This is a genomic window from Caulobacter sp. CCH9-E1 (genome assembly GCF_001556515.1).
In the GTDB taxonomy this organism is placed as follows: Bacteria; Pseudomonadota; Alphaproteobacteria; order Caulobacterales; family Caulobacteraceae; genus Caulobacter.
The window spans coordinates 1-13,946 of sequence record NZ_LSJA01000356.1; the positions used below are offsets into that span (position 1 = coordinate 1).

General features: G+C 67.5%; 12 protein-coding genes. 3 read left to right on the top strand and 9 right to left on the bottom strand.

Annotated features, from left to right (window positions below):
- Positions 1-186 precede the first annotated feature (186 nt).
- The 6 genes from recJ to AX690_RS20105 form a co-directional block, all read right to left on the bottom strand.
- A complete protein-coding gene (gene recJ / locus AX690_RS20080) occupies positions 187-2,001 on the bottom strand; it encodes a single-stranded-DNA-specific exonuclease RecJ (RefSeq protein ID WP_066687140.1) in 1,815 nt (604 codons plus the stop codon).
- Positions 2,002-2,069: 68 nt separating this feature from the next.
- A complete protein-coding gene (locus AX690_RS20085; RefSeq protein ID WP_066687142.1) occupies positions 2,070-3,047 on the bottom strand; it encodes a class 1 fructose-bisphosphatase in 978 nt (325 codons plus the stop codon).
- 60 nt (positions 3,048-3,107) lie between these two features.
- The gene (glpX, locus tag AX690_RS20090; RefSeq protein ID WP_066687150.1) at positions 3,108-4,061 is read right to left on the bottom strand and encodes a class II fructose-bisphosphatase; all 954 of its coding nucleotides are present in this window, start codon (positions 4,059-4,061) and stop codon (positions 3,108-3,110) included.
- 74 nt (positions 4,062-4,135) lie between these two features.
- Positions 4,136-5,425 carry a homoserine dehydrogenase gene (locus AX690_RS20095; RefSeq protein WP_066687153.1) on the bottom strand — a complete coding sequence of 430 codons (1,290 nt, stop codon included), beginning with the start codon at positions 5,423-5,425 and terminating at the stop codon, positions 4,136-4,138.
- A gap of 37 nt (positions 5,426-5,462) precedes the next feature.
- Positions 5,463-6,683 carry an LL-diaminopimelate aminotransferase gene (locus AX690_RS20100; protein WP_066687156.1) on the bottom strand — a complete coding sequence of 407 codons (1,221 nt, stop codon included), beginning with the start codon at positions 6,681-6,683 and terminating at the stop codon, positions 5,463-5,465.
- A 109-nt stretch (positions 6,684-6,792) separates the two neighbouring features.
- Complete coding sequence (locus AX690_RS20105; protein WP_066687159.1) at positions 6,793-7,233, bottom strand: hypothetical protein; 441 nt, start codon at positions 7,231-7,233, stop codon at positions 6,793-6,795.
- Positions 7,234-7,323: 90 nt separating this feature from the next.
- Between AX690_RS20105 and AX690_RS20110 the strand changes: the two genes are divergently transcribed.
- Together AX690_RS20110 and AX690_RS20115 are read left to right on the top strand one after the other, a co-directional pair.
- On the top strand, positions 7,324-9,279 hold the full coding sequence (locus tag AX690_RS20110) for a class I poly(R)-hydroxyalkanoic acid synthase (protein WP_197426928.1): 1,956 nt from the start codon (positions 7,324-7,326) through the stop codon (positions 9,277-9,279).
- Positions 9,276-10,178, top strand: a complete 903-nt coding sequence (locus tag AX690_RS20115) for an alpha/beta hydrolase (RefSeq protein WP_066687162.1) — start codon at positions 9,276-9,278, stop codon at positions 10,176-10,178. The genes AX690_RS20110 and AX690_RS20115 overlap by 4 nt, the downstream gene beginning before the upstream one ends.
- 4 nt (positions 10,179-10,182) lie before the next feature.
- Here AX690_RS20115 and argC read toward each other — a convergent pair whose 3' ends face one another.
- From argC to rplM, 3 genes are all read right to left on the bottom strand, one after another.
- Positions 10,183-11,148, bottom strand: a complete 966-nt coding sequence (argC, locus tag AX690_RS20120; RefSeq protein WP_066687165.1) for an N-acetyl-gamma-glutamyl-phosphate reductase — start codon at positions 11,146-11,148, stop codon at positions 10,183-10,185.
- 97 nt (positions 11,149-11,245) lie between these two features.
- Entirely contained in the window at positions 11,246-11,719 is a 474-nt protein-coding gene (gene rpsI / locus AX690_RS20125; protein WP_004624294.1) for a 30S ribosomal protein S9, read from the bottom strand.
- A gap of 3 nt (positions 11,720-11,722) precedes the next feature.
- Entirely contained in the window at positions 11,723-12,196 is a 474-nt protein-coding gene (gene rplM, locus AX690_RS20130; RefSeq protein ID WP_013078819.1) for a 50S ribosomal protein L13, read from the bottom strand.
- 236 nt (positions 12,197-12,432) lie between these two features.
- On the opposite strand from rplM, the gene AX690_RS20135 reads away from it, so the two are divergent.
- Positions 12,433-13,833, top strand: coding sequence for an alkaline phosphatase PhoX (locus tag AX690_RS20135; RefSeq protein WP_066687168.1), 1,401 nt, complete (start codon positions 12,433-12,435; stop codon positions 13,831-13,833).
- The last annotated feature ends 113 nt before the right edge of the window (positions 13,834-13,946 follow it).

A 13,946-nucleotide genomic window follows, 5' to 3' on the forward strand; every position in this document is an offset into this window, starting at 1 on the left:
CCCCTCTCTCCAGATTGAAAATCTGGCGTCCTAACCGATAGACGAAGGGACCACGGCCCCGCGAGGAAGCGGGTGTATAGCCGCGCCTCTTGGGCCGCGCAACCCGCTGGAAATCATTTTTTCGCTCCGTCCACATCCTCTGGCGCGGCCCACGGGGATGGACGCGCGAGGCCGCCAGACATGGGGCTAGGCGTAGCGCGCCCGCGGATCGTGAGCGTCCTCGATCTCGAACTGAACCCCGTTACGGCCCATGTAGTCGTCGGGCTTGAGTCGGCCCGCGACATCCAGCGCGCCGCCGCCGGCGAGCAGCCTCTGCCCCAGCGGCGTTTCGGCGCTGCGCCAGCTGACGGCCTTGATTCGATCCCCCGTCGGACCGACCAGATCGAGCCGCACGTGCCCGCCCTTCAAGGCTGTCACGCGATCGGGCCGCACCTGGGTCATGGCGAACATCGGCTCAGGATTGCCGGGACCGAAGGGCGCCAGCCGCTGGAAGTCGTCGTGCAACGCCCGGCTCGCCGCCCGCGGCTGGAGAAGGACGTCGATCTCCACGGCCTCGGCGCCCGCCGCCTCCATCTCGCCGGCCAAACGCTCTTCGAGAAAGGCCCGGAACTCGGGAATCATCTCGGGACGAATCGACAGCCCCGCCGCCATGGCGTGTCCGCCGCCCGCCATCAGGAGCCCCGCTTCGAAAGCGGCCTGGATCGCGCGGCCCAGATTCACCCCCGGCTGCGAGCGGCCGGAGCCTTTGCCGACATTCGCCGCGCGGTCGATCCCGATGACCACCACCGGCTTGCGATAACGTTCGCGAAGACGGCCCGCGACGATGCCGATCACGCCCGGATGCCAGTCCTCGCCCGCGATGACGATAACCGGCGCGTCGGGGTTGAGATTGCCGCGCTCCAGAATCGCGGCGGCCTCCTCGACAACCGCGGCCTCGACCGCCTTACGCTCGGTATTGAGGCCATCCAGCTCCTCAGCCAGGGCCCGGGCCTCGATGGGATCGTCGGTCGACAGAAGCCGTGCGCCCAGGTCCGACCGCCCGATGCGACCGCCGGCGTTGATCCTGGGCCCAAGGATGAAACCAGCGTGGAACACCGATGGCGGCCCCGAGCCCTTGCCGACCTCGAACAGCGCCTTGAGCCCCGGATTGGCCCAGGCGCCCATGGTCCGCAGGCCCAGCGCCGTCAGAGCGCGGTTGAAGCCGACCAGTTGGGTGACGTCGCAGACCTCGCCCAGAGCGACCAGGTCCAGCCATTGGCGCGGATCGGGCTGCGGCCGGGCCTCCGTGAACAGCCCCCGCTTGCGCGCCTCTCGGTTGAGGGCGGCCAGCAGGACAAAGGTGACCCCGGCGGCGGCCAGGACGCCCTGCCCGCTCTGGCAACCGGGCCGGTTCGGATTGACGACGGCGGCGGCCGCGGGCGGGTCTTCGCGCATCAGGTGGTGGTCGATGACCACGACCTCGAGCCCGATCTCCCCGGCGCTGGCGATGGCGTCATAGGCGGCCGCGCCGCAGTCCAGCGTCACGACTAGTTCCGCGCCGCTCTCGCGGATCTTGCGGAAGGCGGCCGGACTGGGGCCATAGCCCTCGGTCAGGCGGTCGGGAATGTAGATCGGCAGCTCAACGCCCATATAGCGGAACCACCGGACCAGCTGGGCGGCGCTGGTGGCCCCGTCGACGTCGTAGTCCGCGAACACCATGGTCGGCCGGCCCTGTTCCAGAGCGTCGATCAGGATCTCGGCCGCCCGATCCATGTCGGTGAAGCTGGACGGATCGGGGAACAGCGCCTTCAGGGTCGGGCGCAGGTAGTGCTCGGAGTGCTCAAGAGAAACGCCGCGCGCTGCGAGGGCGCGGGCCAGGGGCTCGATCAGGCCGTGGCGCTGCTGGATATCGCGCACCACCAGCGGATCGGCGGCGCGCTCGCGCCAGGCCCGACCGCTGAGGGAGCGTTCAACGCCGAGGAAGGCGCTGGGAACGAGATTGGAAACACCATCGGCGGCCATGGCGGCAGAGTATCCGGTCATGCGGATTCGCTCCATGCGACACCGCTATGACAGTCGCGGACGCAGGATTAGCCGCGCAGCGTCTCCGACCGGACCTCTTCCACCTCGTTGGCCGAGCCGAGGACCACCGGCACGCGCTGGTGCAGCTTGGTCGGCTGGATGTCGAGGATGCGTTCGGCGCCGTCGGTCGCCTTGCCGCCCGCGCGCTCGACCACCAGGCCCATCGGATTGGCTTCGTACATCAGGCGCAGCTTGCCGGGCTTGCCCGGCTCGCGGGCGTCCCAGGGATACATGAAGATCCCGCCGCGCATCATGATGCGGTGGACGTCAGCCACCATCGACGCGATCCAGCGCATGTTGAAGTTCTTGCCCCGCGGACCGTCCTTGCCCTGCAGGCAGCCGTCGATGTAGCGGCGCACCGGCTCGGCCCAGTGGCGCTGGTTCGACATATTGATCGCGAACTCGGCCGTGTCGGGCTTGATGCTGAGGTCCGGATGGGTCAGCAGCCACTGGCCGTCGGCGCTCAGCGTGAAGGCGTTGACCCCGCTCGACAGCGTCAGGACCAGCATGGTCTGCGGGCCATAGACGGCGTAACCGGCGGCGACCTGGTTGCGGCCGGGCTGCAGGAAGTCGGCTTCGGCGGGCGCGTGGCCGGCCGGCGCGGGAAGCACCGAGAAGATCGTACCGACCGAGACGTTGACGTCGATGTTGCTGGAGCCGTCCAACGGATCGAAGGTAACGAGATAGCCGCCCACGCGGCCAGTCGGTTCGACCTCTTCCAGCTCCTCCGAGGCCAGGCCCGCGACCGGACCACAAGCCTTGAGCGCGTCGCTCAGCATGTCGTTGGTGATGACGTCGAGCTTCTTCTGCTCCTCGTCCTGCACGTTCGTGCTGCCGGCCGCGCCCAGGCTGCCTGACAGCGCGCCGGAGGCCACCACGCGGCTGATCTGAGCGCAGGTCGCGGCGACGGTCTGGACGACATCCTTCAGAGCGGCGTCGGCCGGCTCCTTCGAGAGCCAGGCGCTCAGGTCGACAAAGGCAGTCATTCGGAACCTCAAGAGAAAGCAGAGCGGCCGCTCCTACAGCACGGCCGTGACAGCAAGGTCTCAGACCTTGCGCTTCATACGCACTTCGCGGACCGTGCCCGTCGAGGAGTTCATCACCAGGGTGTGGGTGTGGACGCAGCCGTCGCGGAAGACGACGCCGTCCACGAGACCGCCCCGCGTCACGCCCGTGGCGGCGAAGATCGCCTCGTCGCGGACGATCTCGTGCAGGTCGTACTTCTTGTCGAGGTCGGTCACACCCCAGCGCGCGGCGCGAGCCCTCTCGTCGGCGCTGCGGAACAGCAGGCGCCCCTGGAACTGGCCGCCGACGCACTTCAGGGCCGCGCAGGCCAGCACGCCCTCGGGCGCGCCGCCGGAGCCGAGATAGAGGTCGATGCCGGTCGAGGGATCGGTGGTGTTGATCACGCCGGCGATGTCGCCGTCGGTAATCAGGTGGATACGGGCCCCGGCGGCGCGAACCTTGGCGATGATCTCGGCGTGGCGTGGACGGTCCAGCACGCAGACCGTGATTTCGGTGGAGGCGACGCCCTTGGCCTCCGCCAGAGCCTTGACGTTCTCGGCTGGCGAGCGGTCCAGATCGATCACCCCGGACGGCAGGCCCGGTCCGCAGGCGATCTTATCCATATAGGTGTCGGGCGCGTTCAGCAGCGTGCCCTTGGGCGCCCAGGCCATGACCGTCAGGGCGTTGGGCTGGGCCTTGGCCGCGAGCGTGGTGCCTTCCAGCGGGTCCAGCGCGATGTCGATCTGGGGCCCCTTCCCCGTCCCGACCTTCTCGCCGATGTAGAGCATCGGCGCCTCGTCGCGCTCGCCCTCGCCGATGACGATCTCGCCGTCGATGTTCAGCTCGTTGAGCGCATTGCGCATGGCGTCGACGGCGGCCTGGTCGGCGGCCATCTCGTCGCCACGACCCAGCATCGTCCAGGAGGCTATGGCGGCGGCCTCGGTCACGCGAACGGCGTCCAGGACCAGCGAGCGGTCCAGGGTGTTCGAACTCATCCGTTTCTCCTAGCCCCCGCAGCCGAGGGCCTAGTTCCCAATGTCGCCCTCGGCGCCCGGATTTTTCCAGGTCGTTAGATGCGCGCGACGCGCAGAAGGCGGGGACGCTCTAGCACGGTCTGCAGCTTTTCGATGCGGCTAATCGCATCCAGCAGCTTCGATTCCGGGGTCGCATGGGTAACGAGCACGATCGGCACCCCGCCCGCGCCTTCGATGGGCTTTTGCAGGAAGCTGTCGATCGAGACGCCGCATTCGGCCAGGGTCTCGGAGATGGCGGCGATTACGCCAGGCTGGTCCTGGACCATGATCCGCAGATAGGCCTTGCCGACCGCCCGGGCCGGGTCGATGGCGATGAACGGCTTCAGCTCGCCGGCCGGGGCTTGGAACACCGGACGCACGGCGCGGGTCATCACGTCGGCGATGTCGGCGGCGACGGCGGCCGCCGTGGGCCCAGCGCCCGCGCCGGGGCCCTGGATGAAGATCCGGCCGATCCGGGTGCCCTCGATGAACAGCGCGTTGAGCGCCCCGCCCGCCTGGGCCAGGGGGTGATCCAGCGGCACCAGCGAGGGGTGCACCTTCACCGCGACGCCGTCCTCGGCCTTGGCCGCGCCGGCGATCAGCTTGATGCGATAGCCCAGGTCCTTGGCCAGCTTGATGTCGAGCAGGTCGACGTCGCTGATCCCTTCGATCTCGGCCGCCTCGAAGTTCGGCGCGCAGCCGAAGGCCAGAGCGGCCAGGATGCTGATCTTGTGGCCGGCGTCGAAGCCGCCCACGTCCATGGTCGGGTCGGCCTCGGCATAGCCCAGGCCTTGCGCCTCGCGCAGCACGTCGGCGAACGACCGCCCGGTCTTCTCCATCTCCGAGAGGATGAAGTTGCAGGTGCCGTTGAGGATGCCGGCCACGCTGACGACGTCGTCGCCAACCATGGCCTCGCGCAACATCTTCACCGCCGGGGTGCCGCCCATGACGGCCGCCTCGAACAGTAGCGGCACGCCCTGGGATTCGGCGAGCGCGGCGAGCTCGGCGCCGTGCACGGCGATCAGCGCCTTGTTGGCGGTGACCACCGGCTTTCCGGCCTTCAAGGCCGTCTCGACAGCGGCCTTGGCCGGACCGTCGGAGCCGCCGATCAGCTCGACGAACAGGTCGACGTCTGGCGAAGCGGCCAGCGCCACCGGATCGTCGAACCAGGCGAGGTTCGAGATGTCGACCGTGCGCGGCCGCGACTTCGAGCGGGCCGAGACCGCGGTCACGACGGCCTTGTCGCCGGCGGGCGCGAAGCCAGGGCGTTCGGCCAGGAACTGCAGGAGGCCGCCGCCCACGGTGCCCAGGCCCGCGACGCCGACGCGCCAGGTCTTGTTCGTCATCTTCGAGTCCTCGTTACGCCGTCGGGAAAGGCCTGCCTCAGGCCTGTTCCATCTTGTTGTGGGCCTTGGCCAGGATGGAGTCCGCGTTGGCGATGAATTTCTTCACGTTGCGCGCGGCCTGACGGATGCGGTGCTCGTTCTCGACCAGACCGATCCGCACATAGCCTTCGCCGTACTCGCCAAAGCCGATGCCGGGGGCGACGGCGACGCCGGCCTCCTCGATCAGCAGGCGCGAGAACAGCATCGAACCCGCCTCGCGATAGGGCTCGGGGATCTTGGCCCAGGCGAACATCGAGGCCGGCGGGTTCGGAATGTCCCAACCCGCGCCCTGCATTGACTTGATCAGGGTGTCGCGACGGCTCTTGTAGATGGAGCGGATCTCGTCGACGCAGTCCTGCGGACCGTTCAGCGCCGTGGCGGCGGCCACCTGCACCGGCGTGTAGGCGCCGTAGTCCAGATAGGACTTCACGCGGGCCAAGGCCGCGCAGATGCGGGCGTTGCCGACCACCATGCCCACGCGCCAGCCGGCCATGGCGTAGGTCTTCGACAGCGAATTGACCTCGACCGCGATGTCCTTGGCGCCGTCGACCTGCAGCACGGACGGCGGCGGGTTGTTGTCGAAATAGATCTCGCCGTAAGCCACGTCGCTGATGACCAGCAGGTCGTGCTTTTTGGCGAGCGCGATGGCGTCCTTGTAGAAGTCGAGGTCCACCCATTGGGCCGTCGGGTTCGACGGATAGGACAGGATCAGCACGCTGGGCGGCGGCACCGAGTGCTTCACCGCGCGGCTGATGTTGGAGAGGTACTCCTCCGGCGACAGGGCCGGCACGTGGCGGATGATGCCGCCGGCCATGATGAAGCCAAAGGCGTGGATCGGATAGGCCGGGTTCGGGCAGATGATCACGTCGCCCGGCCCGGTCAGGGCCTGGGCGAGGTTGGCGAAGCCTTCCTTCGATCCCAGGGTCGCGATGACCTCGGTGTCGGGGTTCAGCTTCACGCCGAAGCGACGGCCATAGTAGTTGGCCATGGCCTTGCGCAGGCCCGGAATGCCCTTCGAGGCCGAGTAACGGCCGGCCTTGGGATCCCTGGCGGTCTCGATCAGCTTGTCGACGATATGCTGCGGCGTCGGCATGTCGGGATTGCCCATGCCGAAGTCGATGATGTCGGTCCCCTCGGCGCGGAGGCGCGCCTTGATCTTGTTGACCTCTTCGAAGACGTACGGCGGCAGGCGGCGGATACGATGAAAATCGGTGCTCATGACGGCTCGTTGCGCCGCGTCGGCGCTTTGGGAGCGAAAAGTCGGGCATGGATAGACCCCGAGCGGGGTCAAGCCAAGCCAGTTCAAGGAAGATTATGCCTCCGTCGCCCTATTGGGGCTGGGACGGAGGCGCGCTAGCTCGACCGCGGGCTGCGCGGGCGAAGGCTTCGGTGTTGGCGCGGTCGGTGTCCGTCGGCGCTTCGAAGGCCGGGGGCGTGACGTCGCGGCGAGCCTTGGCGGCGTAGGATTCGGTTTCCTTGAGTTCCCAGGTCGAGGGCGCGGTGGCGCGCGCCAGGGCGTCGCCGGCGGCCTGCTGCTGGGCGACGGCGCCGCGAATCTGATCGGCGCTGGGAATGTCGCTCGGGATCGCCGGGATCTCGGAAAGCTTGAGGCGGGCGCCCTTGGTCTTGGCGGCGGTGGCGACGGCGGCGGCCACGGGAGAGCTCGGGTCCACCGGCGCGGTCTTGAACGGGCTCGCACAGGCGCTCGCGCCGGCCGCCAAGCCGACGATAAGACCGAAACGCAGGATTTTGCGGGTTTCGCCGTTCATTGGTTCTGGTCTTATGCGATGATCGCGGCGAGCGGAAGGCGTTCGACGTTGCTTTTCGCGAACTGGCTTTGGACAAGCGGAGGAAACCTCATGGCCACGGCGAAGGCCGCCCCCAAGCCCAAGAAGAAAGCCGCGCCCAAGACAGACAAGAGTCAGGCCAAGGCCCCTCCCAAGAAGACCTCTTCGCCAGAGACCCCGCCGCCGCCGAACACCGAGTCGCCGAATCCGGCCGCCGACGCCCCGCCCCTGCCCCCGTTCGACACGCTGCTGTCGCCCGAGCAGGTGAAGCTGGTCGAGACTCTCTCGGCAAACCTGGCGCGCGCGGCCGTCACCGCCCAGGGCGCGATCGCCGAGGCGGCGCTGCGCCAGGCCGATCGCCCCGCCGCCCTGACGCCCGATCCCTTCCACGTCGCCCCGGCCCTGAACGAAGTGATGACCCGCCTCGCCGCCCAGCCCGACCGGCTGATGCGGGCGCAGGCCGACCTGTTCTCGCGCTACATGGATCTCTGGCAGTCGGCCGCTCGTCGCGCCGCCGGCGAGGAGGTCGCGCCGGTGGTCACGCCGGTCGCCGGCGACAAGCGGTTCAACGATCCCGATTGGGCGTCGAACCCGATGTTCGACATGATGAAGCAGTCCTACCTGCTGTCGTCGAACTGGCTGAACAGCCTGGTGGCCGAGGTGGACGGCGTCGATCCGGCGACCAAGCGGCGGGTCGAGTTCTTCACCAAGATGCTGACCGACGCCTTCTCGCCGTCGAACTTCCTGATGTCGAACCCCGCCGCCCTGCGCGAGGCGGTCCAGACCCAGGGCGAGAGCATCGTCCGGGGCATGGAGAACTTCGCTGCAGACCTCGAGCGCGGGGGCGGTCAGCTGGCGATCAGCCAGACGGACCTGGCCAAGTTCAAGGTCGGCGAGAACGTCGCCACGGCCTCCGGCAAGGTCGTCTATCAGAACGACATCCTGCAGCTGCTGCAGTTCGATCCCAGCACCGAGACGGTCTGCGAGATCCCGCTGCTGATCTTCCCGCCGTGGATCAACAAGTTCTACATCCTGGACCTTCGCCCCGATAATTCGATGATCCGCTGGCTGACCAGCCAGGGCTTCACGGTGTTCGTCGCCTCGTGGGTCAATCCGGACCGCAAGCTCGCCGACAAGACCTTCGAGGACTACATGATCGAGGGCGTCTACGACGCCACTCAGCAGGTCATGACCCAGTGCGGCGTCGATAAGGTCAACACGGTCGGCTACTGCATCGGCGGCACCCTGCTGTCGGTCGCCCTGGCCCACATGGCGGCGCGTGGCGACAAGCGGATCAACTCGGCCACCTTCTTCGCCGCCCAGCAGGACTTCGCCGAAGCCGGCGACCTCTTGCTGTTCACCAACGAGGAATGGCTGCGCTCGATCGAGCAGCAGATGGATCTGGCCGGCGGATTCCTGCCCAGCCAGTCCATGGCCGACACCTTCAACGCCCTGCGCGGCAACGACCTGATCTGGTCGTTCTTCGTCAGCAACTATCTGATGGGCAAGGAGCCCCGCCCCTTCGACCTCCTGTTCTGGAACGCCGACCAGACGCGGATGCCCAAGGCGCTGCACCTGTTCTATCTGCGCAATTTCTACAAGGATAACGCCCTGGCCAAGGGCGAGCTGACCCTCGGCGGCGAGCGGCTGGACCTGTCGAAGGTGAAGATTCCCATCTTCGTGCAGTCCTCCAAGGAGGACCATATCGCGCCCTATCGCAGCGTCTTCCGGGGCGCGAAGCTGTTCGGCGGGCCGGTGACGTTCATGATGGCCGGCTCGGGCCACATCGCCGGGGTGATCAACCCGCCGGGCGCCAACAAGTATCAGCACTGGATCAACGAGCAGAAATGCGAGTCGGTCGAGGCCTGGCAGGCCGGAGCCAAGGAGTTCCCCGGGTCCTGGTGGCCCTACTGGGGCGAATGGCTGAAGGCCCGCTCCGGCGGCCAGGTTCCCGCGCGAGATCCGGCCAAGGGCAAGCTGAAGCCGCTCGAGGACGCGCCGGGCAGCTTCGTGCTGGTGAAGTCATGAGGCGGTTGCCGGCCTTGCTGATCGCCTTGGGCGTTCTGGCGGCGACCGCGCCCGCCGACGCCCAGCGCCTCCGTGATCGGATCGCCGAACGGGCGGCCGCCCGGGCGGAGGCCAAGCTGGCCAAAACCCCGACGCCGGAAGGCCTGCTGCGCGACCTCAACGTCTCGTATGGGCCCGACAAGGCCCAGGTCTTCGATGTCTATCGTCCCAAGGCCGCCCAAGGCGCGCCAATCGTGGTGATGGCCCACGGCGGTGGGTGGCGGATCGGCGACAAGGCCATGGGCAAGGTGATCGACAACAAGGTTCCCTGGCTGGCCGGCCAAGGGTTCATCTTCGTCTCGGTGAACTATCGGATGCTGCCGAACGCCGACGTGGCGACCCAGGCGCGGGACGTCGCCCGGGCGATCGCCGCCGTTCAAGCCAAGGCCTCCGCCTGGGGCGGCGATCCGTCAAAAGTGGTGCTGATGGGCCACTCGGCCGGCGCCCATCTGGTTTCTCTGCTGGCCGCCGATCCGGCGATCGCCGCCCAGGAAGGCGCCAAGCCCTGGCTGGGCGTCGTGGCCTTGGATAGCGCGGCCATGGACGTGCCGACGATCATGAGCCAGCGCCACATGAAGCTGTATGACGAGGCCTTCGGGAGCGATCCGGCCGTCTGGACGGCGCTCTCGCCCTTGGCGCGCATGAAAACAGCGCCCGCGCCGCTGATGATGGTGTGCTCGTCGCGCCGCGCCGATTCCTGCCCCCAGGCGCAGGCTTTGGCCGACAAGGCCAAGAGTCTTGGCGGTCAGGCGTCGGTTCTGCCGCAGGACCTCAGCCACGGCGAGATCAACGCCAAGCTCGGAGAGCCCGGCGCCTATACCGACGCCGTCGGCCGGTTCCTCGCGTCCGTGATCCGCTGAGTCCTCAGAGGCCCGCGTCCTCCTTCAGGCCCAGGGCGATATTCAGGTTCTGCACCGCCGCGCCCGAGGCGCCCTTGCCCAGGTTGTCGAGCAGGGCGACCAGGCGCGCCTGGCCGCCAGCGTCCGAGCCGAACACGAAGAGCTTCAGGCGATTGGTGCCGTTCAGGCCTTCCGGGTCCAGGGTCGTCATCGACTTGGCCTCGTCCAGCGACGCGACCTCGACGAAGGCCTCGCCCTTGTAGTGCTTCTCGAGCACCGCGTGGATGTCGGCCAGGGACGTCGCGCCGTTCAGGGTCGAGAAGTGCAGCGGCAGCTCGACGATCATGCCCTGGGCGTAGCGGCCCACGGCCGGCGTGAAGATCGGACGGCTCAGCAAGCCGCCGTGCTTCTGCATCTCCGGCACGTGCTTGTGGCTCAGCGACAGGCCGTAGATGAAGTACGGCGCGCGGGTGTGGTTCGGGGCGCTTTCGTCCTCGAACTGGGCGATCATCGCCTTGCCGCCGCCGGTATAGCCCGAGACGGCGTTGTACGAGACCGGCAGCTCGGCCGGCAAAATGCCGGCGCTGACCAGCGGCCGCGTCAAGGCGATCGCGCCGGTCGGGTAGCAGCCCGGGTTCGAGATCCGCTTGGACTTGGCGATCTTGCCCCGCTGCTCGCCATCGAGCTCGGCGAAGCCATAGGTCCAGTCCTCGGCGGTCCGGTAGGCCGTCGAGGCGTCGATGATCACCGTGTCCGGATTGGTCACCAGCGACACGGCTTCCTTGGCCGCGTCGTCGGGCAGGCACAGGATCACCGCGTCGGCGCCGTTCAGCATCTCGGCGCGGGCGTCCAGATCCTTGCGCTTGTCCGGATCGATCGAGACCAACTGTAAGTCCGTGCGGGCCAGCAGGCGCTCGCGGATCTGCAGGCCGGTGGTGCCGGCTTCGCCGTCGATGAAGACCTTGGGGAAGACCTTGGGGGCGCTCGCCATGGGCGGACTCCGATCCGGACAGAACAAGGAAAAAGACCAAGAAAAAGGGCGCTTCGGAGACCCGAAGCGCCCTCTTCCAAACGCGTACGAACCGCGCTTAGCGCTTCGAGAACTGGAAGCTGCGGCGGGCCTTGGCCTTGCCGTACTTCTTACGCTCGACGACGCGGCTGTCGCGGGTCAGGAAGCCGTGCGGCTTCAGGACCGGGCGCAGGCCGGGCTCGTAGTAGGTCAGGGCCTTCGACAGGCCGTGACGGATGGCGCCGGCTTGGCCCGACAGGCCCGAGCCTTCCACGGTCACGACGACGTCGAATTGACCGAGGCGATCGGTCACTTCCAGCGGCTGGGCGATCATCATGCGCAGCACCGGACGGGCGAAATAGACTTCCTGGTCACGACCGTTGATCGTGATCGAGCCCTTGCCCGGCTTGATCCAGACGCGAGCGATCGCGTTCTTGCGCTTGCCGGTCGCGTAGGCGCGGCCTTGGGCGTCGATCTTCGGTTCGGCCGGAGCGGCAGCTTCCGGGTTGCTGGACAGGCTGGCCAGCGCGTCAAAGCCTTGAGCGTCAGTCATAGCTTAGAGGCTCCGGATGTTCTTGGCGTTGCGGCCCGCGAAGTCGACGACTTCGGGGTTTTGCGCTTGGTGCGGGTGCTCGCCGTTGTTGTAGATGAGCAGGTGGGTCAGCTGCTTGCGAGCCAGCGGGCTCTCCTTGGGCAGCATGCGCTCGACAGCCTTCTCCAGGACGCGTTCCGGGAACTTGCCGCCCAGCACCTTGCGGGGGGTGGTTTCCTTGATGCCGCCCGGGTGACCGGTGTGACGGTAGTAGACCTTGTCGTCCAGCTTCTTGCCGGTGAACTTCACCTTGTCGGCGTTGATCACGACGACGAAGTCGCCGCAGTCGACGTGCGGGGTGTAGTCAGGACGGTGCTTGCCGCGAAGACGCATGGCGATGAACGAAGCCAGACGGCCGACAACGGCGTCCTGGGCGTCGACCACGATCCACTTCTTCTCGACCTCGGCTGGCTTCAAGGAAGCCGTGATCTTCTGCATGGGATTGATCCGTAATTTCTAGGCGTCCGACCCCGAGAAATCCGGTTTCGTCCGTGTGAGGCGCGGCATTTACGGAAGGGTTCGCGCGCTGTCAACAATCGCGACGCAGAAACTTACAAAACTCAATACAAACAATACTTTAAGTAATGCGGTAATATGATACCGCAAATTCGTGCTCAAAACTGTCATGAAAGGCGTGCATAGCGCTGAACGTTACATTCTAACAGGGGCGCTCCATGACCTTTTCCCGCCGTAGCTTCCTGGGCGCGACCGCCACCAGCCTGGCCTTCACCGCCTTCTCCGCCCGCGCTCAGGACGAGGCGCTCGAGGCCGAGACCTATCTGAACGAGGTCGAAGGCTACGGCGCCCTGGTCCCCGACCCCAAGCGCATGATCGACCTCCCGCCGGGCTTCCGCTACCAGGTCATCTCCCAGGCCGGCGAGACGATGAGCGACGGCCTGCTGGTGCCCGGCAAGGCCGACGGCATGGGCTGCTTTCCCGTCGACGCCGAGCGCGTCCTGCTGGTGCGCAACCACGAGCTTTCGGTCAGCGACATCCACAACGGCGCCTTCGGCCTTGGCGAGCGCCTGATCGACCGCATCGACCGGTCCAAGGTCTGGGACTTCCAGAACGGCCAGCGCCCCCTGCCCGGCGGCACGACCACCCAGCTCTACAACCTCAAGACCGGCCAGACCGAGCGCCAACACCTTTCGCTGGCGGGCACCCTCATCAACTGCTGCGGCGGCGTCACGCCCTGGGGCTCGTGGCTGACCTGCGAGGAGACGACGATCGAGGCGGGCCTGGAGGTCGGCAAGGATCACGGCTGGGTCTTCGAAGTGCCGGCCGCGCATGTCGGCCTGGTCCAGCCCGTCGCCCTGAAGGGCCTGGGCCGCTTCAAGCACGAGGCCGCCTGCATCGATCCGCGGACGGGCGTCGTCTATCTGACCGAGGACGTCGCGGACGGCCTCTTCTACCGCTTCCTGCCGAACGATCGCCGCAACCTGGCGGCGGGCGGGCGCCTGCAAGCCCTGGGACTGGCCGACGCTCCTGAAGGCGGCGACACCCGCAACCAGGAGGAAAAGACCTTCCCGATCGGCGGCTGGAGGGCCGCGCGCTGGATCGACCTGGACGGCGTCGACAACCCCCATGACGACCTGCGCCGGCGCGGCCACGCCAAGGGCGCGGCGGTCTTCTGCCGGGGCGAAGGCGTGTTCTTCGGCCAGGGCGAGCTCTATTTCGCCTGCACCGCCGGCGGCGCGGCCGGCTCGGGCCAGATCTTCCGCTACGTCCCGTCGGCCGTCGAAGGCCAGGCCGGCGAGAAGGATCAGCCCGGCAAGCTGCAGCTGTTCGTGGAAAGCCAGAACGACCGCGTGCTCGACTACGCCGACAATCTGGTGGTCGCGCCGTGGGGCCACGTGATCATCTGCGAGGACCGCTATTCGGACACCCTGCGCAACCACCTGCGCGGCGTGACGCCCCAGGGCAAGGTCTACACCCTGGCCCGCAACGTCTTCACCGGGAACTCGGAGTTCGCCGGCGCCTGCTTCTCGCCCGACGGCGGCACGCTGTTCGTCAACCTGCAGAACCCCGGCGTCACCCTGGCGATCAGGGGCCCTTGGGCGACGGTGAAGGCCTAGCATAGTCACAGAGAGGCATCCTCACGCGATTGCTCGCTGAAGGGATGGAAGGGACGCGGAGCGCCCGGGCGACGCCCGGAGGTTTGAAGTGTGTGTACCGTTTCGACGAAGCC